26 protein-coding genes are annotated in these 18,794 nt (G+C 59.8%); 13 read left to right on the forward strand and 13 right to left on the reverse strand.

From position 1 onward, the window contains the following. Nucleotides 1-4: 4 nt before the first annotated feature. Nucleotides 5-1,372 carry an MFS transporter gene (locus EIY71_RS14695; protein ID WP_134022124.1) on the reverse strand — a complete coding sequence of 456 codons (1,368 nt, stop codon included), beginning with the start codon at nt 1,370-1,372 and terminating at the stop codon, nt 5-7. A 126-nt stretch (nt 1,373-1,498) separates the two neighbouring features. Here EIY71_RS14695 and EIY71_RS14700 point away from each other — a divergent pair, with 126 nt between their 5' ends. Beyond that, nucleotides 1,499-2,398 (forward strand): LysR substrate-binding domain-containing protein, encoded by a 900-nt coding sequence (locus tag EIY71_RS14700; protein WP_064379392.1) that lies wholly within the window; start codon nt 1,499-1,501, stop codon nt 2,396-2,398. A gap of 142 nt (nt 2,399-2,540) precedes the next feature. Here EIY71_RS14700 and EIY71_RS14705 read toward each other — a convergent pair whose 3' ends face one another. Together EIY71_RS14705 and EIY71_RS14710 are read right to left on the reverse strand one after the other, a co-directional pair. After that, nucleotides 2,541-3,146, reverse strand: coding sequence for a DUF6338 family protein (locus EIY71_RS14705; protein ID WP_134022126.1), 606 nt, complete (start codon nt 3,144-3,146; stop codon nt 2,541-2,543). A gap of 183 nt (nt 3,147-3,329) precedes the next feature. Continuing rightward, a complete protein-coding gene (locus EIY71_RS14710; protein WP_102687084.1) occupies nt 3,330-3,896 on the reverse strand; it encodes a MarR family winged helix-turn-helix transcriptional regulator in 567 nt (188 codons plus the stop codon). Between the two features lie 117 nt (nt 3,897-4,013). Between EIY71_RS14710 and EIY71_RS14715 the strand changes: the two genes are divergently transcribed. Genes EIY71_RS14715 through EIY71_RS14725 form a run of 3 tightly spaced genes read left to right on the forward strand, consistent with a single transcriptional unit; the run spans nt 4,014 to nt 5,294 of the window. Then, the gene (locus EIY71_RS14715) at nt 4,014-4,754 is read left to right on the forward strand and encodes a hypothetical protein (protein WP_102717554.1); all 741 of its coding nucleotides are present in this window, start codon (nt 4,014-4,016) and stop codon (nt 4,752-4,754) included. After that, nucleotides 4,754-5,011: a DUF2024 family protein gene (locus EIY71_RS14720; RefSeq protein ID WP_007950496.1), complete on the forward strand. Its 258-nt coding sequence runs from the start codon at nt 4,754-4,756 to the stop codon at nt 5,009-5,011. The genes EIY71_RS14715 and EIY71_RS14720 overlap by 1 nt, the downstream gene beginning before the upstream one ends. Nucleotides 5,012-5,015: 4 nt before the next feature. Continuing rightward, nucleotides 5,016-5,294: a Rho-binding antiterminator gene (locus tag EIY71_RS14725; protein ID WP_102717555.1), complete on the forward strand. Its 279-nt coding sequence runs from the start codon at nt 5,016-5,018 to the stop codon at nt 5,292-5,294. Nucleotides 5,295-5,349: 55 nt separating this feature from the next. Here the strand turns inward: EIY71_RS14725 and EIY71_RS14730 are convergent, their stop codons facing one another. Next, on the reverse strand, nt 5,350-6,555 hold the full coding sequence (locus EIY71_RS14730) for an NAD(P)/FAD-dependent oxidoreductase (RefSeq protein WP_134022128.1): 1,206 nt from the start codon (nt 6,553-6,555) through the stop codon (nt 5,350-5,352). Nucleotides 6,556-6,892: 337 nt separating this feature from the next. On the opposite strand from EIY71_RS14730, the gene EIY71_RS14735 reads away from it, so the two are divergent. Next, the gene (locus EIY71_RS14735) at nt 6,893-7,441 is read left to right on the forward strand and encodes an Rrf2 family transcriptional regulator (protein WP_007950499.1); all 549 of its coding nucleotides are present in this window, start codon (nt 6,893-6,895) and stop codon (nt 7,439-7,441) included. 63 nt (nt 7,442-7,504) lie between these two features. On the opposite strand, the gene EIY71_RS14740 is transcribed toward EIY71_RS14735, so the two are convergent. Further along, on the reverse strand, nt 7,505-7,840 hold the full coding sequence (locus tag EIY71_RS14740; protein WP_041475321.1) for a hypothetical protein: 336 nt from the start codon (nt 7,838-7,840) through the stop codon (nt 7,505-7,507). Nucleotides 7,841-8,016: 176 nt separating this feature from the next. On the opposite strand from EIY71_RS14740, the gene EIY71_RS14745 reads away from it, so the two are divergent. Further along, nucleotides 8,017-8,256 (forward strand): hypothetical protein, encoded by a 240-nt coding sequence (locus EIY71_RS14745; RefSeq protein WP_007950501.1) that lies wholly within the window; start codon nt 8,017-8,019, stop codon nt 8,254-8,256. 59 nt (nt 8,257-8,315) lie between these two features. On the opposite strand, the gene EIY71_RS14750 is transcribed toward EIY71_RS14745, so the two are convergent. Further along, the gene (locus tag EIY71_RS14750) at nt 8,316-8,504 is read right to left on the reverse strand and encodes a hypothetical protein (protein WP_039766970.1); all 189 of its coding nucleotides are present in this window, start codon (nt 8,502-8,504) and stop codon (nt 8,316-8,318) included. Between the two features lie 197 nt (nt 8,505-8,701). Between EIY71_RS14750 and EIY71_RS14755 the strand changes: the two genes are divergently transcribed. Continuing rightward, nucleotides 8,702-9,064 (forward strand): NUDIX hydrolase, encoded by a 363-nt coding sequence (locus EIY71_RS14755; protein WP_085602944.1) that lies wholly within the window; start codon nt 8,702-8,704, stop codon nt 9,062-9,064. Nucleotides 9,065-9,067: 3 nt separating this feature from the next. Here EIY71_RS14755 and EIY71_RS14760 read toward each other — a convergent pair whose 3' ends face one another. The 3 genes from EIY71_RS14760 to EIY71_RS14770 all read right to left on the reverse strand — a co-directional run bounded on the left by EIY71_RS14760 (nt 9,068) and on the right by EIY71_RS14770 (nt 11,414). Beyond that, on the reverse strand, nt 9,068-9,310 hold the full coding sequence (locus EIY71_RS14760; protein ID WP_007950507.1) for a DUF1652 domain-containing protein: 243 nt from the start codon (nt 9,308-9,310) through the stop codon (nt 9,068-9,070). Between the two features lie 122 nt (nt 9,311-9,432). Further along, the gene (locus EIY71_RS14765) at nt 9,433-10,332 is read right to left on the reverse strand and encodes a polysaccharide deacetylase family protein (RefSeq protein WP_085746187.1); all 900 of its coding nucleotides are present in this window, start codon (nt 10,330-10,332) and stop codon (nt 9,433-9,435) included. A 134-nt stretch (nt 10,333-10,466) separates the two neighbouring features. Continuing rightward, a complete protein-coding gene (locus EIY71_RS14770; RefSeq protein WP_085746186.1) occupies nt 10,467-11,414 on the reverse strand; it encodes an ABC transporter substrate-binding protein in 948 nt (315 codons plus the stop codon). Nucleotides 11,415-11,706: 292 nt separating this feature from the next. On the opposite strand from EIY71_RS14770, the gene EIY71_RS14775 reads away from it, so the two are divergent. The 4 genes from EIY71_RS14775 to EIY71_RS14790 all read left to right on the forward strand — a co-directional run bounded on the left by EIY71_RS14775 (nt 11,707) and on the right by EIY71_RS14790 (nt 14,870). Continuing rightward, nucleotides 11,707-12,693 carry an aliphatic sulfonate ABC transporter substrate-binding protein gene (locus tag EIY71_RS14775; protein ID WP_085746185.1) on the forward strand — a complete coding sequence of 329 codons (987 nt, stop codon included), beginning with the start codon at nt 11,707-11,709 and terminating at the stop codon, nt 12,691-12,693. Nucleotides 12,694-12,754: 61 nt separating this feature from the next. Next, nucleotides 12,755-13,594, forward strand: a complete 840-nt coding sequence (locus EIY71_RS14780) for an ABC transporter permease (RefSeq protein WP_011334671.1) — start codon at nt 12,755-12,757, stop codon at nt 13,592-13,594. A 54-nt stretch (nt 13,595-13,648) separates the two neighbouring features. Further along, nucleotides 13,649-14,329, forward strand: coding sequence for an SOS response-associated peptidase (locus tag EIY71_RS14785; RefSeq protein WP_134022130.1), 681 nt, complete (start codon nt 13,649-13,651; stop codon nt 14,327-14,329). Nucleotides 14,330-14,597: 268 nt separating this feature from the next. Further along, nucleotides 14,598-14,870 (forward strand): hypothetical protein, encoded by a 273-nt coding sequence (locus EIY71_RS14790; RefSeq protein WP_085605099.1) that lies wholly within the window; start codon nt 14,598-14,600, stop codon nt 14,868-14,870. Nucleotides 14,871-14,916: 46 nt separating this feature from the next. Here EIY71_RS14790 and EIY71_RS28565 read toward each other — a convergent pair whose 3' ends face one another. Genes EIY71_RS28565 through EIY71_RS14800 form a run of 3 tightly spaced genes read right to left on the reverse strand, consistent with a single transcriptional unit; the run spans nt 14,917 to nt 16,113 of the window. Beyond that, the gene (locus EIY71_RS28565; RefSeq protein WP_165369550.1) at nt 14,917-15,063 is read right to left on the reverse strand and encodes a hypothetical protein; all 147 of its coding nucleotides are present in this window, start codon (nt 15,061-15,063) and stop codon (nt 14,917-14,919) included. Nucleotides 15,064-15,103: 40 nt separating this feature from the next. After that, complete coding sequence (locus tag EIY71_RS14795; protein WP_164872179.1) at nt 15,104-15,415, reverse strand: AzlD domain-containing protein; 312 nt, start codon at nt 15,413-15,415, stop codon at nt 15,104-15,106. Next, entirely contained in the window at nt 15,415-16,113 is a 699-nt protein-coding gene (locus tag EIY71_RS14800) for an AzlC family ABC transporter permease (RefSeq protein WP_134022132.1), read from the reverse strand. Before EIY71_RS14800 ends, EIY71_RS14795 begins: the two co-directional genes overlap by 1 nt. 155 nt (nt 16,114-16,268) lie before the next feature. Here EIY71_RS14800 and EIY71_RS14805 point away from each other — a divergent pair, with 155 nt between their 5' ends. Next, complete coding sequence (locus EIY71_RS14805; RefSeq protein ID WP_007950517.1) at nt 16,269-16,655, forward strand: DUF2784 domain-containing protein; 387 nt, start codon at nt 16,269-16,271, stop codon at nt 16,653-16,655. Here the strand turns inward: EIY71_RS14805 and EIY71_RS14810 are convergent. Continuing rightward, entirely contained in the window at nt 16,652-17,173 is a 522-nt protein-coding gene (locus EIY71_RS14810) for a DUF3087 domain-containing protein (protein WP_085746182.1), read from the reverse strand. The two genes, EIY71_RS14805 and EIY71_RS14810, sit on opposite strands and share 4 nt — an antisense overlap. A 210-nt stretch (nt 17,174-17,383) precedes the next feature. Here EIY71_RS14810 and ppnN point away from each other — a divergent pair, with 210 nt between their 5' ends. Continuing rightward, nucleotides 17,384-18,757, forward strand: coding sequence for a nucleotide 5'-monophosphate nucleosidase PpnN (gene ppnN / locus EIY71_RS14815; RefSeq protein WP_039766997.1), 1,374 nt, complete (start codon nt 17,384-17,386; stop codon nt 18,755-18,757). Nucleotides 18,758-18,794 lie beyond the last annotated feature (37 nt).

The following is an 18,794-nucleotide window of genomic DNA, read 5'->3' on the forward strand; positions in this document are numbered from 1 at the left end:
GGAATCAGTGGCTCGCCACCGGATTGGCCGTCGGCGCAACGGCGGTCTCGGGTTCAGGCTTTGCCGGGGTTTTGCCTTTGGTGCCGGGCGCCATGCGGGCGAAGAAAATCACCACTGCTGCCACCAGCGAAGTTGCGGCCAGACCATACAGGCCGCCCTCGATGGAGCCGGTGGTCTGCTCCAGAAAACCGAACGCGGTCGGCGCAACGAAGCCACCCAGATTGCCGATGGAGTTGATCAGCGCGATCACCGCCGCCGCGATGCGCGCATCCAGATAGCTTTGCGGAATCGGCCAGAACAGCGCCGAAGCCGCCTTGAAACCGATGGCCGCAAAACAGATCGCGACGAAGGCGAAAATCGGCCCTCCGGTGGTGGACATGAACATGCCGAACGCGGCGATCACCAGAGTCAGCGCGACCCACGCCTGCTGGAATTTCCACTTGCCGGCCAGCGCCGCAAAGCCGTACATCGCGACGATGGAAATGATCCACGGCACCGAGTTGAGAAGTCCGACCTGGAAATCGCTGAGGTTGCCCATTTTCTTGATCATGCTCGGCAGCCAGAAGGTGGCACCGTAGATCGTCAGGGCGATAGAGAAGTAGATGAAGCAGAACAGCGCGATCTGCCGGTCAGCCAACAGTTTGAACATCGAAGGTTTGGCGACGTGGGTTGCTTCGCGGGCACGCTGCTCCTCGGCGATCGCGGCCACCAGCGCCTCGCGCTCCTCTTCGCTCAGCCACTTGGCCTGGCGCGGATGGGATTGCAGCCAGAACCAGACAAACCCGCAGAGCACCACCGACGCGGCGCCTTCGATCAGGAACATCCATTGCCAGCCGTGCAGGCCCAGACCGCTGATATGCAACAGCGCGCCGGACACCGGGCCGGATATCACCGAAGCAATCGCCGAACCGCTGAGAAACACCGCCATGGTCTTGCCGCGCTCCGAGGCCGGCAGCCATTGGGTGAAGTAATAGATGATTCCAGGGAAGAACCCGGCCTCGGCAGCGCCCAGGATGAAGCGCAGCACGTAGAAACTGGTTTCGCCTTTGACGAACGCCATGGCCATCGCCGCTGCGCCCCAGGTGAACATGATCCGCGTCAGCCAGGCGCGGGCGCCGTAGCGTTGCAGAAGCATGTTGGACGGCACTTCAAACAAGGCGTAACCGATGAAAAACAAACCGGCGCCAAGGCCATAGGCAGCGGCGCCAATACCCAGATCGGTTTCCAGATGACTGCGCACGAAACCGATGTTGACCCGGTCGATGTAATTGACGATGAACATCACCACGAACAACGGCAGCACATGGCGCTTGACCTTGGCAGCGGCGCGGGCGAGTACCGTGATGTCCGGCGGACTCTGGAGGGTATTCAAGGGGCGACTCCCGATCTTTGTTTTTGTAGGGATAGCGGTGGCCTTTGAGGCGTAGAGCGATCATGGACGGGGCAATTGATCCCGTCTAATCTAACTTGGCATTCGATTGATACCTGGATTAGATCAATGTTCGAACTCACCCAACTGCGCTGCTTTACCACTGTCGCCACCGAACTCAACTTTCGTCGCGCTGCCGAGCGGTTGAACATGACCCAGCCGCCATTGAGCCGGCAGATCCAGTTGCTGGAGCATCACCTGGGTGTCGAACTGTTTACCCGCAGCACTCGCAGCGTGGCGCTCACCGCTGCCGGCCGGGCGTTTTTCATCGAAGCGCAGAATCTGCTCGAACGCGCGCAACAGGCTGCCGTCACCGCCCGGCGCTTTGCCGAGGGCGATATCGGTTCGGTGAACATCAGTTTTGTCGGCAGCGCGGTGTACGAGTTTCTGCCCAAGGTCATCGCCGAGGCGCGCCTCAAGCAGCCGCAGGTGAAGATCGACCTGACTGAAATGAACACCTATCAGCAACACGAAGCCCTGCGTGCCCGTCGCATCGACCTGGGCATCGTCCGCGCGCCGTTGCTCGAGCCGGGTTACGCCACCGAATGCCTGGTGCGCGAGCCGTTTGTGCTGGCGGTGCCGAGCGGCCATCGACTGGCGGAGGCAGACGACGTTTCAGTGAAGGATCTGGATGGGCAACCCTTCCTGATGTATTCCCACGCGGCCTATCCGCCGTTCAACGAATTGCTCACCGGCATGCTGCGCTCCGCCCGGGTCGCTCCGGATTACGTGCAATGGCTGGGGTCTTCGCTGACGATTCTGGCGCTGGTCAATGCGGGCATGGGCCTGGCGCTGGTGCCGCGTTGCGCGACCAGTGTGGTGTTCAGGAATGTGGTGTTTCGCGAGATCGATCTGGGCGAAGGGGTGCAGAGCGAACTGCATCTGATCTGGCGGGAGAACAACGACAACCCGGCGTTTGCGATGTTGCTGGAGGGCATTCGCCGGGCGGTGAAGGATGGATGGGGCTAGGAATGGGTATGAGGATATGGAGGGTACTTCGGCGGAGGAGGTGCCTTTGATGCCTCGATCAATGGTTTCTCCAGCCGCTTGCCGTCCGGCCCTACAAAAAGACGCTTTATATGTGGCGGTATTGGTTGTGATGCTCTGGCGGTCATGATGAACCCTCTGATACAGGGCTGAATTCAACCCATTTAACCCTTGTGGAATCTATCAACAAAAATTCCGCACTAATAGGCACCTCCGTTCCATCCTCGTTGATCCAGCAGGGATACTGCATCACAAACTGCCCGCTGGTTGACTCGGGTGGCCAGTCCACCGGCCACCCTAGAACGCGCCTTTCATCATCCAAATGCAGGGTGATAACGCGATCATATTTCGCAAATGCGCTGAACCATTGACTGGGGTAGGAAGATTGTTTCGTGACGTTTCTGCTGCGCAACCAACCATGTAACTTGCCATTCGCTGACAGGCAACAGGCCAACAACCCGAGTACCAGCGATGCAAAAAATGCCCACGACGCTTCAGCCTTGGCATCCCACTTCCCTATAGAAAATCCCTTCTCCCCCACCCACACACAAATCGCCCCAATCCCCAACACCATCCCGTGAATCACAAACGTGAAAATCAACGCCTGTACAATCTGCCCGAACGTATCCGGCCGCTTGAAGGCCGTCAGGGTGTAGAAAATCCAGGCCGAGACAAACCCCGGGATCAGGTACTGCAACAGCGGAATCACTTCTTTCACCAGATCATCCATGATCGGTCGCTCCTTGAATCAAAAACAATCCTCCAGAAACAGCAATGCCGGCCCGTAATGGGCCGGCATTCAAAGCCTAGTGCACGCTGGAAAGACGCTTGCGATCAAGTGTCACGGGGCATTACGCATCGTAGAGAAAACAGGGAGCCGTGAGGATTAGTCACAGCCGTGGCACAAAGAAGATCAAACAGGGATTTCTTCAGGTAACCGATGCTCGCGACAGATCAGTTCGATTTCCGGCGGGGCCAACGCTTCGCCGGTCAATCCGCAGACGGCGCCGGCAGTCGATGTCTGGTGGAAGCGACAAGTCCGGCAAAGCCCGTAACTGGGTACGTTTTCGCTGTGTTGAATGTTGCGCAGCAACTCCAGCAGCAAGCCCTCCAGATCGCCGGCACGCGCGCCCATGCGTTGCGCGGCATTGCTCAGGAAATCCGGCGGCATCACTGCGTCGATCAGTTCGCGCGCAGTGGTCGTCAGTTCCAGATGCACACTGCGTTTGTCTCGGGCGTCCGGAACCTTGGTCAGAAAACCATGGGTCTCCAGCGCCTTCAGCGACTGCGACACGGTGCCCTTGGTCAGGCCCAGATAATCGGTAACCGCCAGCGGCGTATTCGAATAGCGGTTGCACCGCGCCAGGTACAGCAGCGCGCTGAGTTGAATCGGTTGCAGTTCGGCCAGCAGCGGGTGTTCGCGAAACCACACGCGGGTCAGGCTCGACAATCTTTCCAGCAGGTCAAACAACACGGTCATCGCCTGTTTCAATGGGATCGATAAATAGTATCGTTTAAAAACCTTATTGACAAAAAGCAGTGTCACTTTAGGATTGCGGTGTCGATTCGAAACTTAAAATACACTTTGAGGCATCCCATGAAAAGCGCATTGGCATTGACTATCAGCACGCTTCTGGCAACACAAGCCTGGGCCCACGGACCTGAAGGCATTCACAGCGAACCCGGTAAAACCGACGCCGCGTTCGATCTGGTCCACACCCGTGTTTTCAAGGACGGCAACACCCTGGTCTTCGAACAATTGGTCGATGGCAAGGCCGGCAGCCGCGTGCCGACCGCCAAGGGTTCATTCGCCGGCGCCGAGGTCTACAGCTACGTCTGGCCCACCAGCCTCGACAGCGGCGCCGTCGGTTTTGAAGCGAACTCAGGCATTCTCGCCCTCGCTCTGACCTCGCATCCGGACTTCGATGACACCCCGCAGCTGGATGAAAACAAGGATGGCAAGAAGGACAACGATGGTGGCCTCTGGCACTCGCACTGGGTGGTTCTGAGCAAGGATGAAAGCTGCGGCCCCGGAGGCCTGAAAGTGCGCGACATCCCCAAGGACGCCAAACCGAAACTGCCCGCGACCTGGCCCGGCGCGCCGATTTACATCGACTCCCCCGGCTACGACCTGAGTGTGAAACAGAACGCCGCGCAGATCCGCGTGCCGCTGGCTGCCGTCGGTTTCCCGCAAAGCTTCAACTATGACGGCGTCACCGCAGCGCTGAAGGTCAATGCCGACCTGCACAACCCGCTGCTGTGTGTCAGCAGCGTCTACGACATCGCCTCGGGCAACCTCTCGCTGCCCGGCACCTGGAAAATGCAGGAGAGCCAATAATGTTCGTCAAAGTATTCGATACCCACGTGCGCACCAAAGATGGCCGCTATCTTCATTTTGACGTACTGACCGATCGCGAAGCCGAAGCGGCAAAGGCCTACGCCCGGCAGTTCCTGATGGACAACGGCTTGCAGGACGAAGACATTTCCCAGAGCCAGTGTCTGTTCTGCCACAGCGAGCCGGCCAATCCGCAGGTCGCCAAGGCCATCGCCGAAGACGGCTATTTCATCATCACCCTGCAAGGTTTCGAGGAGTAACGCAATGACCCGTTATCAGCCGTTGAACTGTGATCTGCACGACTACCTGGAAATCGCCTGCCTGCGCGGCTATCAGCTGGACATCGAGCTGATCGACGGTCAGCGGCTGATGGCCCGGGCCGTGACCACGCGAACCAGCAGTGACAAAGAAGAATTTCTGGTGATCGAACAACTGGGCGCGCAACAGGAAATTCGCCTCGACCAGTTGCTCGCCATCACACCTCAGGAGACCAACGCCGAGTTCGGTCGGGTGGTACTTACCGGAGAGGTCTGCGGAATCTGAACGAAAAAAATCCCGCCCAGCGTCAACCGGGCGGGATTGTCTGCGACACGTCGTTTTACGCGACCACGGGAATCATCGGATCCGCAGCCGCCAGCGCGCTCGCGCGGTCAGCCGCCGGCGGGTAGATCCACTGGGTGTTGATCTGGGTCTTGAGCGACTTGCCCTCTTCCTTGACCAGTTTCACCTGACGATCCCAGCCTTCGGTGTACACCGCGCCCCAGGCGCCGAGGTCGAGGCAGGTCACGTACTTCGGTTGGCTGTACGGCGTCGGGTCGACACCCAGAATCTGCGCCGCGACGTTGTTGCCGGCGTGACGACCGAGGGAAATCGCGTGCTGGCAGGTCATCAGGGCGAAGTTGCCGACATCGTCGGTGGCCGCGTAAGCCACGTCGCCGGTGGCGAAGATGTCGTCCTGGCCGATGACTTTCAGGTTGGCATCAACGTGCAGACGGCCCTGGCGATCACGCTCGGCAGGAATCTGTTCGGTCAGGGAGCTGGCGCGCACACCGGTGGTCCAGACCACGGTTTTTGCCTCGATGCGCTGGCCGTCCGACAGGGTCACGCCGTTTTCATCGACCGACAGCACCGACACACCCAGTCGCCACTCCACGCCCAACTCTTCGCTAGCTTCAGCAATCGACACGCTGATGGCTTCGCCCATGGAAGCGCCGACTTTCTGCCCACGGTCAACGATGATCACTTGAACCTTGGCATCAGCGCCCAGCACAGCCCGCAGACGCGCCGGCATTTCAGTGGCGGTTTCAATACCGGTGAAACCACCGCCAGCGACGACCACGGTGTTGCGCGCCTGGCTTTCAGGCAGGCCAATCAGCGAATCGAGGTGGTTTTCCAGGCGGATGGCGGCTTCGATCTGGTCGACGTCAAACGCGTATTGCGCCACGCCCGGGGTGTCCGGCAGGGCCAGGCCGCTGCCGGAGGCCAGTACCAGTTTGTCGTAGTTGAACACCTGCTGCGCACCGGCTGCGTCGGTGTAGCCCACGGTTTTCGCCTGTACGTCGATGGTGTTCGCCGCGCCTTTGATGAAGTTGACGCCGACCGCGTCGAACAGATCGCCCAGCGGCGCCGCCAGCGTGTGGGCATTCGGCTCGTAGAAACGCGGACGAACGCGCAGCTCGGCCTGCGGCGCCAACACGGTCACTTCGATGTTGTCCCGATTGTGAATGTCGACCAGACGCGTGGCGCTCAACGCCGTCCACATGCCACCGAAACCTGCGCCGATTACCAGAATGTGCTGTTTCATTGTTCTCTCCAGGCACGAAGCCAAGTCACTGAATGAGGTTGAAGGATTCACATCATCGGGAGCGGACTCGGCTGTATTTTTCAAGAACGCGGAAGGCTGCTCACCGGATAACGGCGACTCTATTGGTCGCCTTTAGATCCAACAAGTCAGATTTTGTGATGATTAGCATCGAAAACTTCGATAGCTCAGATTGATCTGAGCCACCCTCTTTAACTCGTTGATTTAGCTGAAAACCAAGAAAAACGGGATCCTCATAGCCAAAAAACCAAAGTGTTCCCGAATTGTTTGCCACGAACAACCCTGATAACATCGGCGACAAATACAGTCGGAGATAGTTATGTCGCTTTACAGTGCGGGGGTCGAGTACGGCATTCACTGCCTGGCCTTTCTGGTGGGCAGCGGCGGTGACAGTCGTGAAGCCAGCGTGCGTGACCTGGCAGAGCTGCAAGGGGTGCCGCTGGATTACCTGGCGAAGATCTTCACCAAACTGGCCAAAGGCAAACTGGTGGAATCCACCGGCGGTGTGCGCGGCGGCTTCACTCTGGCGCGTCCGGCGGACGAAATCACCCTGCTCGACATCGTCAATGCCATCGATGGTCCCAAGAACATTTTCGAATGCCGGGACATTCGCGGACGCTGCGCGCTGTTCGACGGCTCCCCGCCGGACTGGGCACTGGACGGCACCTGCTCGATTCACGCCGCGATGATGACCGCGCAAAAGCGTATGGAAGAAGCCCTCGCCCAACAGACCATCCTCGACATCGCCAGAAAGGTCGGGCGCAAGGCGCCGGCGGGCTTCAATAGCCAAGTGGAAGACTGGATGCAGGATCGCCGGGAAAAGAAAACCGGTGGCGCGGGCATTCCGCTCACCGACATCTCGGACTGAGCCCGATCAGCAGGCAAAAAAAAGCAGAAACCGATCTCCGGTTTCTGCTTTTTTATTTCGCCATTACAGGCAGTCGCGCACCGCTTTGCGCAACGACCCGGACTTCGCCCACGGCGGCCCCTGGTACAGGGAAACGCGGCTGCCGTCCTTGTACTTGACCACATCGAGAATCTCGTCGGCGGTGACGATGCTCGGCGCGGTGATCCGGTAGCCATTTGAAATCGCTGTCTGGGACGTCTTGGCAACGTCCTGCTGCCATAGCGGCAATACACATGCGGCGTAGTCCTTGGGAGTCTTGTCGCTGGTCTTGCTGACATTCGGCTCGCCCGGCACCAGTGACGCAGGCAACGAACAACCGGCCAATGCCGCCATCAGCATCCCTCCGATCAACATCCGCATAGTGATTCCTTCATCTGAAAAAACGCAAATGTACCCTGTAACTGTTCGGACATCCATCGTAGCGCTCTGCCGGTACTCCCCGAAAACCGGGCCATTCAGCTCACCGACAGAAGACCTTGCCCCACACCGGAAAAATGCGGCTACTCTGTTTTACCGAGAATGTTCCGGAGGTGATCATGCGGCTCAATGAATACGAACACGAACTTCAGCGTGACCTGCAAAGCGTGGCATCGGACCTGAGATGGTCGGCGGTGGACCTCAAGCGCATCGCCGAGCAACTGCGTCAGTCGGGCAACGAGGCGGACGCCCAGGCGGTACTGCGATCCTGCGAAGTGCTGCAAAGCGATGAAGAACGCCTGCAACTGTATGCCCGGGAAGTGAAAGCCCGCGCCATCAGCCGAACCAAAGTCCACTGAAACCCACCCGGTCCACAACAAAAAGCCCCGGACATCCGGGGCTTTTTCTCCACAGGCCTTCAGCCTGTCTTGCGACCGCGTACACGGCTTTTGTACCCCGGCAGCGCAGCGGCGTAGGCCAGCGCTTCTTCGCGACTGGCAAACGAAGCGAGCCGGTCACCCTGCGTGCAGACCCGCCACGGGCCGTTGTTCACGCTGAGTACGTCGTAGCCATTCATGTGCATTTTGTTCAGCATCGCCATGCTCATAGGCACCTCCTGTCTTCTAACGAACTTTTGCACCTTACACCCGCAACACGCAGTCGTGCCGACCGGACGTCGCACCGTGGCCGCGTCAAGTCTCCGGCACTTTTGCCGCTTCCAGGCACTCAGAAGCTCTAAACCGGTAGCGGCCCAAATATTGCTAATTCATGACAGATTTATGACAACCGGCAATCGGGTAACACATGAAAGTACGAGCAACCGTCATCTGCGAACAGGATCGACACATTCTCCTGGTGCGCAAACCCAGGTGCCGCTGGACGCTTCCGGGGGGCACCGTCGAACCGGGAGAAACCCGCGCGCAAGCTGCCGTCCGAGAACTCAAGGAGGAAACCGGGCTGGACAGCGATGACATGCTTTATCTGATGGAATTGCAGAACGGCAGCACCCGCCACCACGTCTACGAGGCATCGGTGCTGAACATCGATCAGGTTCGCCCGCTGAATGAAATCGTCGACTGTCTCTGGCACCCGCTGGATGCGGTGCAGAATCTGAACGTCAGTGACGCCACGCTGAGCATCGTCCGCGCCTTTCAGCGACGCCTTTGACCCTCAACCGGCGAATGCCCGGCGTCCGGCGCTCATCTCAGTGCGCAATTCACCGATGAAATTGGAGATGTCACGAATGGTGACCAGATGCTCCGGGGACACCCCGTTGAGCAACAGGTTGACACGCCCGCTGTCGGGTTCGTAAACCTTGATCTGCAAGAGGCCCTGCGCCGTTTCGGTGCAATCGCAATACAGCGGCGAAAAGCCGGATTCGACGATGCGGCAAATGTCGGTAATGGCAATCATGGGGGCACGCCTCACAGGCGCAGGCTCGGGCGACCCGATCAGCATAGATGAGCTTTTGTCGCCTTGCTCTCACCGACACCCGCAAAATTTGCCAACCGCTTCACATCTTCAAGTCGCCACTCTCAATGCGCGTCATGGTCCCAAATCCAGTTCCAGATCCCCGGCAGATTCACCGGCTTCGACGACTCACCCACCGTGCGCGCCAGCGCGGCTTTTTCCAGTGCTGCGCGATCCTCATAGAACGGTTTGTCCGCCAGTCGCACGCCGGTGGCGGCGGCGCTGTCGAGCAGAATCTGCAAGTACTCGCGGGTATGGCGGGCGGTGTAGCGGTTGAGATCGTGGAAGGTCACCACCACCGGAATCACCCCGTCCACCGTTGGCAATTCACCGAGGGCAATCCGTTCGCGGACTTCCGACAGCTGACGCAGCATGTTCGCCCGCCGCCGGGGGCTGGCGTTGAAGCCCCAGATCTTGCCGTCGTTGGCGCTCAGGTCAGTCAGCAAAACCTGCATGTGGTGCTGCTGATAGGCGGCGAAGGTGCGTTTGTCGTAGTTCCAGAACGGCGGACGCAGCAATGTTGGCGGCGCGCCGGTGATCGCCGCGATGTCCGCCGAGCCGTTGGTCAACGTGGTTTCGAGCTCATCCGGGTCGAGCAATCGATGATTGGTGTGCCAATGGGTCGCAGTGTGAAAGCCCAGAATGTGCCCTTCAGCGTGCTCGCGGCGCATCACCTGCCGGCCGATCTCACTGTTGCCCGCTCGCGGCGCGCGGGTCTGGACGAAAAACACCGCTTTGATCCCCGGCTGCAGCGGGTTGTCCTTGAGGCTGTCGAGCACGGTGTCGGTCGGGTTGAAAAGACTGGAAGCGCTGGGCCCGTCATCGAAGGTCAACAGGAATCGCACAGGCGCCTGAGCCTTGAGCCGGGCCTCGGTCTGCGCGGTCATTTCGATGGGAGCGGCGATGCACCCGGCCAGCCCGACGGCCACCACCATCGCGCAGAAAAGCTTGAACCACTGTGTCATGTTTTGCCTTGAGCCCGACCGTTGCGGTCATGTTGTCGATTGGCAAAACTCCTTCGCCGCTGCTGCCTCCCTGCGACCCATTGAGATGGGCCGAGGTTGGATAAAGATACACGGGGTTTGGTTCCGGCGCTCGCTCAGCGTGCCAGTGCCTGTTGAAACGAGCTGTCGATGATCCCCGCCGTGGCCAGCGGAGCCGGCAGCGTCTTGACCTTGAACAGGAAGTCGGCGGTGCTTTGCAGATCGGCGGCAGCCTGTTGATCGACCGGGCCGACCGTCATGTGCGCCTGGCGCAACCAGTGCCGCGAAACCTGCTGATCGAGGTTGGCTTTCTTCGCCCACAGGTCGGCGTATTCGTCGGTGTGGCTGTCGACCCAGGCCCGGGCCTGCTTCAGGCGCCCGAGGAAATCGGCGATCGCTTCGCGCTTGCTGTCGATGGACGGCGCAGACGCGGCGATGGCGCTCAAACCCGGCATCAGGTTTTTCGCGGTGAGAATCGGCCGCGCACCGGAGAACACGATCTGCTGGGAAATGTAGGGTTCCCAGACCGGGAACGCATCGATGCTGCCTTGCGGTAGCGCGGCGGCTGCATCGATCGGCATCAGCTTGACGAAGTCGACGTAGTTCTCCGGCAAACCGCCCTGCTCCAGTGCCCGCAAGGTCAATTGCTGACTCCAGGCACCCGGCCAGTAGGCGACTTTTTTGCCCTTCAGGTCCTCGATGGTTTTCACCGGAGAATCCTTGGGCACCAACAGGGCGATGGTGTCCGGGTTCTGTCGCGACACCCCGATCAGTTTCACCGGCGCCTGTTTGGCAGCCAGAAACAGAAACCCCGAATCCCCCAGGAAACCCAGATCCAGGGATCCGGTCTGCAACGCCTCGGCCAATGGCGCGGCAGCCTGGAAGTGTTTCCAGTCGACCGTGTAAGGCGCGTCCTTCAACACGCCGGACGCCTCTATGGACGCGCGGATGTTGTAGTAATTCTGGTCGCCGACGTGCAGGACCAAGGGTTCGGCAGCGTAGGTCAATGGCGTGGCAAACAGTGCGCTGGTCAACGCGGCGCGTAGGAAACGTGAGAGCTTCATGGCGAGTCCTGCAGAGGGATTTTTATAGACCATAACGCTCTTACAAATCAGATTTGAAATTCGATTAGCGCATAAGCTCAGCACCTTCCCGCCGCACTGTTGGCCGAGCAACAGTGGCTCGGCACAGTGTTCTCCCTGCAACACTTCAAACCTGCAAAACCGGCGTTAGACCCCGTAAATACGGGACAAGGCGCACATGGCACAGAGCCTGCAATATTCCATTCATGCAGGAAGCATTCGATAAAAGTATCTTTTTGGACATGAGAATCTGTTGCCTTGCCGGAGCGTGCCCATGAAATCCCTCTTACCGTTTTCCCGCGTCAAAACGCTGCTCGCGGCCTGCGCAGTCGCCCTGAGCCTGCACCCTTTCGCCCACGCTGCCGAAGCGCCGCCGGCCGAAGTGCATCTGGATTACGCCTATTACTCGCCGGTCAGCCTGGCGCTCAAACATCTGGGCTACCTGGAAAAAGCCCTGCCCCAGAGCAAAGTCAGCTGGGTGCTGAGCCAGGGCAGCAACCGCTCGCTGGAGTACCTCAACAGCGGCGGCGTGGATTTCGCCTCGTCGGCCAGCCTCGCTGCCGTGCTCAGCCGCGCCAATGGCAGCCCGATCAAATCGGTCTACGTCTACAGCCGCGCCGAATGGACCGCGCTGGTGGTGCGCAAGGACTCGCCGATCCAGTCCGTCGCCGACCTCAAGGGCAAGAAAATCGCCGCTACCAAAGGCACCGATCCGTACCTGTTCACCTTGCGCACCCTGCAACAGGCCGGGCTGAAAAAGGACGATGTGGAACTGGTGCACCTGCAACACCCGGACGGCCGCACCGCGCTGGAGAAAGGCGATGTCGACGCCTGGGCCGGCCTCGATCCGCACATGGCCGCCAGCCAGGTGCAGGCCGGTTCGCGCCTGCTGTACCGCAATCGCGACTTCAACAGCTACGGCGTGGTCAGCGTTACCGAGCAATACGCCAAGCAACACCCGCAAACCATCGACACCGTGATCAAGGCCTATGAGCAGGCCCGCGAGTGGTCGGTGAAGAACCCCGAAGAATTGGCCAAGTTGCTCGCCAGCGAATCCGGCCTGCCGCTGGACGTGGCCAAGCTGCAACTGTCGCGCACCGACCTGAGCAGCCCGCAACTGACCGCCAGGGACGTGCTGGCCTCAAAAGCCGCCGCGCCGATTCTGGTCTCCGAAGAACTGGTGCGCCGTGGGGTGAATGTCGATCAGGTCATCGATCAGTTGATCGACACCGGTTTCCAGCAAGTCGCCGCCGCCCAGTAACCGATCAGGCTCATGACAAGTCCGCGCCCGTCGCGGATTTGTCGTGAGCGGAGAACCGTCCATGAGCAACGACTTGCCCGCCCGCCTCGCCTTGTCGGCACCACGGCGAAAACTCCCACTGCTGAATCCGCTCTGGCGCCGGCGCCTTAAGGGCCTGGCCCTGCCATTGCTGATCGTGATCGCCTTGGAATTTATCGTACGCATCGGCTGGCTGCCGTCCTACCAGATGCCGGCGCCGAGCGAGATTGCCCTGACCCTTACAGATCTGGCCGAAGGTGCCTTGTGGAAACACATCGGCGCCAGTCTGATTCGCGTGCTGCTGGGGTTTGCCATCGGCGCGAGTCTGGCGCTGGTGTTCGCCGCATGGGTCGGCCTCAGCCGCGAAGCCGAGGCCTATCTGGAACCGACCTTCGCCGCGCTGCGTTCGATTCCCAGCCTGGCCTGGGTGCCGCTGTTGTTGCTGTGGCTGGGGATCGACGAGACCTCGAAAATCGTCCTGATCGCCATCGGCGCGTTCTTCCCGGTTTACGTCAACGTGGTCGCGGCGATTCGCAACATCGACCGCAAACTGGTGGAGGTCGGGCATATCTACGGTTTCAGTCCGCTGCAACTGGTGCGACGGATTCTGTTGCCAGCTGCCCTGCCCGGTCTGTTTACCGGATTGCGCAGCGGCATGAGCCTGTCGTGGATGTTTCTGGTGGCGGCCGAACTGATCGCGGCGACCAAAGGGCTGGGTTACCTGCTCAGTGACGGTCGCGAGACTTCGCGACCGGACATCGTGCTGGCCGCGATCATCGTCCTGGCACTGCTCGGCAAACTCAGCGATGGCCTGCTGGCCATATTGGAACGCCGCTGGCTGGTCTGGCGCGACGCCTTCACCGGCCAGGGCAGCAAGGATTGAACCGTGCAACTAAACTGAAGCCTTCAGGCAGCTGGTTCGCCGGAGGATCGGCCGATGTGCGGGAGACTGTCGCAATACCGTGGCATCCACGATTTTGTCGCGGTGCTGAGCATTCCCGATGCGCTGATCAATCACGTCGGCGACGCACCGCTGGCGCATTACAACGCTGCGCCCACGACGTCACTGGCGATCCTCCATCAGCACCAACAACGGCTATACGCCGACAATCTGCGCTGGGGCTGGCGCCCGCACTGGGCCAAGGATCGCGCCGCGCCAATCAACGCGCGGGTGGAAAAAGTCGCCCACGGGCCGTTCTTTCGAGCGATCTGGCGCCATCGACTGATCGTGCCGGTCGACAACTGGTTCGAGTGGGTCGATGCACCCGACAAGAGCCGACAGCCGTGGCTGATTCGTCGCGCCGACCATCAACCGGTTTTCTGCGCCGCCATCGGCCAGTTTCCGATACCCGGCGAACCCTCACGGGAAGACGACGGCTTCGTCATCATCACCGCCGACAGCGAAGGTGGCTTGCTCGATGTGCATGACCGTCGCCCGATTGTGCTGCACGCCGATCGGGTACAGGAATGGCTCGATCCCGCCACGCCCACCGAGCGCGCCGAGCAGATGCTGCTGTTTGAAGCCGAACCCAGCGAAGCGTTCCAATGGCACAAAGTCGGCAAAGCGGTGGGCAACTCCCGCAATCAGGGGTCTGAATTGATTGAAGCGGTGACGTAAATAAATGCCGATACGGTGCGTTATCAAGAGCAGGAATTCACGAATTGAATCCTGCGCGTTACACCCGGTGTTTCAAACGCGAAACATTCAACATAAACAGTCGTTTGATTGAACTAACCGCCTGTCTGACATTTCAACCGTCATACATACATTTACAAACACTACGGATAGCATGCGCGCCGCATTTCCTTTTGGCATACCAGTTGACCAAAGAGTCAGCAAAACCAGGAATACCCCACAAACTTAACAAGCCTTGCAGAGAACTAAGTTGCGCGACGATTTTGCAATCAAACAGGTCACAGGCCTGGAGTGTATTCATCTGTCCACGACAGAACGCTTTCAACTCGACTGTTTTATCGGCCACTACATAAAGACTCGAAACCTGCGTGACGTACCCGATATCGACCGCATCCTGCGCGCCACCCTCGAAAACTATCCCTGCCACCCGCCGGTGATGGTCAACGAGCTGAATGCCTGGATCGACAAGACCTTGGGTTATCGGGCCTCCCACCCCGATTTCACGCAGCTGGACGATCTTTGATGAAACGAAAAAGCCCCGCAATCGCGGGGCTTTTTCGTTGTGGCGTTCAGGGTTTCAGCGGGCGTTCCTGATCACGGTCGGACAACTCGCGGCTGTCGTCATGCTTCCAGGTCTGCTCCTTGTGTTTCTCCCGCTCGATCTCTTCTTCGCTCGGCTCGTCATCTTTTTCGGGACGTTTCTGCTCGGTTGCCATGTTCACCTCGCTAATGGAATTCATCCATTAAGCGTAGAACTTAAAGCCACCAGCGCAATAGAAAGAAGAACGCCATGCTCAATAGCATGCTAAGCAATGTATTACGCGTGTAGATCACCAGACCGATTGCCACTAGTGAGCTCAGCAGATAAGGGTTATCCCACTGCAGATTCAGTTGTTTGTCCGGCATGAATACAATCGGCCCGCAAATCGCGGTCAACATGCCCGGCACGGCAAACCCGAGAAACTGCCGCGCGTTACTGCTCAAACGCACCGGCAGGCGCGGTTCGAGAAACACGTAACGGTTGAGGAACACCAGAATCCCCATGCCGAAAATCACTGCCCAGACCATCATGTGCGCTCCCGATACAGCTTGTTGCAGATAAACCCGGCGGTCATGCCGGCCAGGCCCGACAGCACCAGCGCCGAACCCCATTGCCAGTAGCTGAACAGCACCGAGCAGAACAGCGACACCGCCACGCAGACCACCGTCGGCACATTGCGCACCACCGGGGTGATCAGGGCAATGAAGGTCGCGGCAATCGAGAAGTCCAGCCCCAAATGCTCAAGCCCCGGAATGCTGCTGCCGAGCACGATGCCGGCCAGGGTGAAGAGGTTCCAGGCGATGTAAAACGTCAGACCCACGCCCAAGGCGTACCAGCGGCTGAACTGCTGACGATCATGCTGACTGGTCAGAGCGAACAGTTCATCAGTGAGCAAAAAGCCCAGACCGATACGCCAGCGCCCCGGCAACGGCGAAATCACGTGGCGCATGCTCATTCCATAAAGCAGATGCTGCGAAGTCAGCAGCAGCGTGGTCAGCAGAATCGAGAAAATCCCCGCGCCGCCCTTGAGCATGCCGATCGCCACCAATTGCGCAGCGCCGGCGAACACGATGCTCGACAGGCCCTGCCCTTGCAGCGGCGTGAGGTTGGCTTCGATCGCCATGGAGCCGGCCAGCAGCCCCCAGGGTGCGGTGGCCAGCGATAACGGCATGATCGCCGCGGCTCCGCGAAGAAAGGCACTGCGCGGCATTAATGAGTCAGACATAACACGCTTCAACCGTGAGACAAGGCCCCGGACTCTGCCAGCAAACGCCCGTTCATGGCTTGAACAATCTTGCGCAGTTGGCGCAAATCCTTCCTTCCGTCAGTCGTTTACCGGCGTAACATGACAACCATTCACACACGCGTCAGGGAGACGACATGCTGTATCGAATAGCCGCCGACGGGCTGGTGCTGTTTCATTTGCTGTTCATTCTGTTCGTGCTGTTCGGCGGGCTGCTGGTGCTCAAGTGGCCGCGGCTGATGTGGCTGCATTTGCCGGCGGCGGCCTGGGGCGTGGCGGTCGAGGTGTTGCACCTGACCTGTCCGCTGACCTATTGGGAAAACCTGATGCGCCACGCCGCCGGGCAGACCGAATACGCCGGCGGATTCATCGAACATTACATCTGGCCGATCATCTACCCGGCGGGGCTGACCCCGCAGATTCAGTTGGTGCTGGGCAGCGTGGTGCTGGTGGTCAACCTGCTGGTCTACGGGCGTCTGATTCGCCGCTGGAAACTGCGGCGCGCCGCGCGCATTCCGTTTTAACGCGCTTTCAAGGTTTCCAGCCAGGCCGGATCGAGGCGCGTCTGATCGGTATCCAGACCGAGCGCTTCCATCCGCGTCTTGTGTGTTTCGACTTCCCGGTGCAATTGCGCGTGATCGCTGGAGTTACCGTCCAGTTCATGCATCTGGGTCAGCCCCAGGTGATAGAAACGCAGCACCTTCATCGCCACCGGATCACCCTTCTCCACCGCCGCCGTCACCTGATGCATCACATTGGTGACGCTCATCAGGCTGCGCTTGAGCCGCCAGCCGTACACCGCCGGGGCCATCCAGGTCTGGTTCCAGAAACGCCCGCGCAGCAACGCCGCTGTCAGCAGAAATGCGCCAAACACCCCGCCGACATTGAACCGCAGGTTATCCCCGCCCGGCTCGCCGAACAGCGCCACCGCCGCCGTCGAAAACGCCATCGCCAGCACCAGGAACAGCACCGCGATGATCAGCGTGCTGCGCCGGGTCTGCTGGCGATAAGTGATGGCATCGATCGGTTGAATCTCGAACATCGCGACAGGCTTCCATGGCTTGAGTTAAAAAGAGGCTGCGCATTATCGCCTCTGAGGCGGATTTAGCTATGCTGGAGCGCCTTTTCATCTTTTCAACGTCCAACGGGGACATGGCGATACCACGCAGATCGTGCCATCTTCATTCATGGATACACACTATTCGGATGCCATTGGCCATGCCGGCAATGACATCGTTTTAAGGATCACTGCATGACCCAACGACACGTAATCAATGCCTCGGTCAGCCCAAAAGGCAGCCTCGAAACCCTTTCCCAACGTGAAGTTCAGCAACTGAGCCAGGCCGGAACCGGCAGCACCTACACCCTCTTTCGCCAGTGCGCCCTGGCCATCCTCAATACTGGCGCCCATGTCGACAACGCAAAAACCATTCTTGAAGCCTACAAGGACTTCGAAATCCGCATCCACCAGCAGGATCGCGGTGTGCGCCTGGAGCTGTTGAACGCCCCGGCCGACGCCTTCGTCGACGGCGAAATGATCGCCAGCACCCGGGAAATGCTGTTCAGCGCCCTGCGCGATATCGTCTACACCGAAAACGAACTCGATGCCCTGAGCATCGACCTCAGCACCTCCCAAGGCATCAGCGACTACGTCTTCCACCTGCTGCGCAACGCGCGCACCCTGCGTCCGGGCGTCGAGCCGAAAATCGTCGTGTGCTGGGGCGGCCACTCGATCAACACCGAAGAATACAAATACACCAAGAAAGTCGGCCACGAACTGGGCCTGCGCAGCCTCGATATCTGCACCGGCTGCGGCCCGGGCGTGATGAAAGGCCCGATGAAAGGCGCGACCATCGCCCACGCCAAACAGCGCATTCATGGCGGCCGCTATCTGGGCCTGACCGAGCCGGGCATCATCGCCGCCGAAGCGCCGAACCCGATCGTCAACGAGCTGGTGATCCTGCCGGACATCGAAAAACGCCTGGAAGCCTTCGTCCGCGTCGGCCACGGCATCATCATCTTCCCGGGCGGCGCCGGCACCGCCGAAGAATTCCTGTACCTGCTGGGCATCCTGATGCACCCGGACAACGCCGGCCTGCCGTTCCCGGTGATTTTGACCGGGCCGAAACACGCCGCGCCGTACCTGGAACAACTGGACGCCTTCGTCACCGCCACCCTCGGCGAAGCGGCGAAGAAGCACTACGAAATCATCATCGACAACCCGGCCGAAGTGGCGCGGCAGATGACGGCGGGCCTCAAGGCCGTGAAGCAATTCCGCCGCGAACGCGCCGACGCGTTCCACTTCAACTGGCTGCTGAAGATCGACGAAGGCTTCCAGCGCCCGTTCGATCCGACCCACGAAAACATGGCCAACCTCAAGCTGCACCGCGATCAGCCGCCCCATGAACTGGCGGCCAACCTGCGCCGCGCGTTCTCCGGGATCGTCGCCGGCAACGTCAAGGACAAGGGCATCCGCCTGATCGAGGAACACGGGCCGTATCAGATCCGTGGCGACGCCGCGATCATGCAGCCCCTCGATCTGCTGCTCAAAGCCTTCGTCGCCCAGCACCGGATGAAACTGCCGGGCGGCGCGGCGTATGTGCCGTGCTATCGCGTGGTGTCCTGACTAGAAGCGACCAGTGCCCGAAGCGCAACGCTTCGGG

Origin of the sequence: Pseudomonas sp. CH235 (assembly GCF_004368175.1) — a bacterium.
GTDB lineage: Bacteria > Pseudomonadota > Gammaproteobacteria > Pseudomonadales > Pseudomonadaceae > Aquipseudomonas > Aquipseudomonas paraglycinae.

What these genes read in the sequence shown, in the direction of transcription:
- EIY71_RS14700 (WP_064379392.1), top strand. Translation starts at nt 1,499, where the DNA reads ATGTTCGAACTCACCCAACTGCGCTGCTTTACCACTGTCGCCACCGAA.
- EIY71_RS14705 (WP_134022126.1), bottom strand. Translation starts at nt 3,146, where the DNA reads ATGGATGATCTGGTGAAAGAAGTGATTCCGCTGTTGCAGTACCTGATC.
- EIY71_RS14710 (WP_102687084.1), bottom strand. Translation starts at nt 3,896, where the DNA reads ATGACCGTGTTGTTTGACCTGCTGGAAAGATTGTCGAGCCTGACCCGC.
- EIY71_RS14715 (WP_102717554.1), top strand. Translation starts at nt 4,014, where the DNA reads ATGAAAAGCGCATTGGCATTGACTATCAGCACGCTTCTGGCAACACAA.
- EIY71_RS14720 (WP_007950496.1), top strand. Translation starts at nt 4,754, where the DNA reads ATGTTCGTCAAAGTATTCGATACCCACGTGCGCACCAAAGATGGCCGC.
- EIY71_RS14725 (WP_102717555.1), top strand. Translation starts at nt 5,016, where the DNA reads ATGACCCGTTATCAGCCGTTGAACTGTGATCTGCACGACTACCTGGAA.
- EIY71_RS14730 (WP_134022128.1), bottom strand. Translation starts at nt 6,555, where the DNA reads ATGAAACAGCACATTCTGGTAATCGGCGCAGGTTTCGGTGGCATGTGG.
- EIY71_RS14735 (WP_007950499.1), top strand. Translation starts at nt 6,893, where the DNA reads ATGTCGCTTTACAGTGCGGGGGTCGAGTACGGCATTCACTGCCTGGCC.
- EIY71_RS14740 (WP_041475321.1), bottom strand. Translation starts at nt 7,840, where the DNA reads ATGCGGATGTTGATCGGAGGGATGCTGATGGCGGCATTGGCCGGTTGT.
- EIY71_RS14745 (WP_007950501.1), top strand. Translation starts at nt 8,017, where the DNA reads ATGCGGCTCAATGAATACGAACACGAACTTCAGCGTGACCTGCAAAGC.
- EIY71_RS14750 (WP_039766970.1), bottom strand. Translation starts at nt 8,504, where the DNA reads ATGAGCATGGCGATGCTGAACAAAATGCACATGAATGGCTACGACGTA.
- EIY71_RS14755 (WP_085602944.1), top strand. Translation starts at nt 8,702, where the DNA reads ATGAAAGTACGAGCAACCGTCATCTGCGAACAGGATCGACACATTCTC.
- EIY71_RS14760 (WP_007950507.1), bottom strand. Translation starts at nt 9,310, where the DNA reads ATGATTGCCATTACCGACATTTGCCGCATCGTCGAATCCGGCTTTTCG.
- EIY71_RS14765 (WP_085746187.1), bottom strand. Translation starts at nt 10,332, where the DNA reads ATGACACAGTGGTTCAAGCTTTTCTGCGCGATGGTGGTGGCCGTCGGG.
- EIY71_RS14770 (WP_085746186.1), bottom strand. Translation starts at nt 11,414, where the DNA reads ATGAAGCTCTCACGTTTCCTACGCGCCGCGTTGACCAGCGCACTGTTT.
- EIY71_RS14775 (WP_085746185.1), top strand. Translation starts at nt 11,707, where the DNA reads ATGAAATCCCTCTTACCGTTTTCCCGCGTCAAAACGCTGCTCGCGGCC.
- EIY71_RS14780 (WP_011334671.1), top strand. Translation starts at nt 12,755, where the DNA reads ATGAGCAACGACTTGCCCGCCCGCCTCGCCTTGTCGGCACCACGGCGA.
- EIY71_RS14785 (WP_134022130.1), top strand. Translation starts at nt 13,649, where the DNA reads ATGTGCGGGAGACTGTCGCAATACCGTGGCATCCACGATTTTGTCGCG.
- EIY71_RS28565 (WP_165369550.1), bottom strand. Translation starts at nt 15,063, where the DNA reads ATGGCAACCGAGCAGAAACGTCCCGAAAAAGATGACGAGCCGAGCGAA.
- EIY71_RS14795 (WP_164872179.1), bottom strand. Translation starts at nt 15,415, where the DNA reads ATGGTCTGGGCAGTGATTTTCGGCATGGGGATTCTGGTGTTCCTCAAC.
- EIY71_RS14800 (WP_134022132.1), bottom strand. Translation starts at nt 16,113, where the DNA reads ATGTCTGACTCATTAATGCCGCGCAGTGCCTTTCTTCGCGGAGCCGCG.
- EIY71_RS14805 (WP_007950517.1), top strand. Translation starts at nt 16,269, where the DNA reads ATGCTGTATCGAATAGCCGCCGACGGGCTGGTGCTGTTTCATTTGCTG.
- EIY71_RS14810 (WP_085746182.1), bottom strand. Translation starts at nt 17,173, where the DNA reads ATGTTCGAGATTCAACCGATCGATGCCATCACTTATCGCCAGCAGACC.
- ppnN (WP_039766997.1), top strand. Translation starts at nt 17,384, where the DNA reads ATGACCCAACGACACGTAATCAATGCCTCGGTCAGCCCAAAAGGCAGC.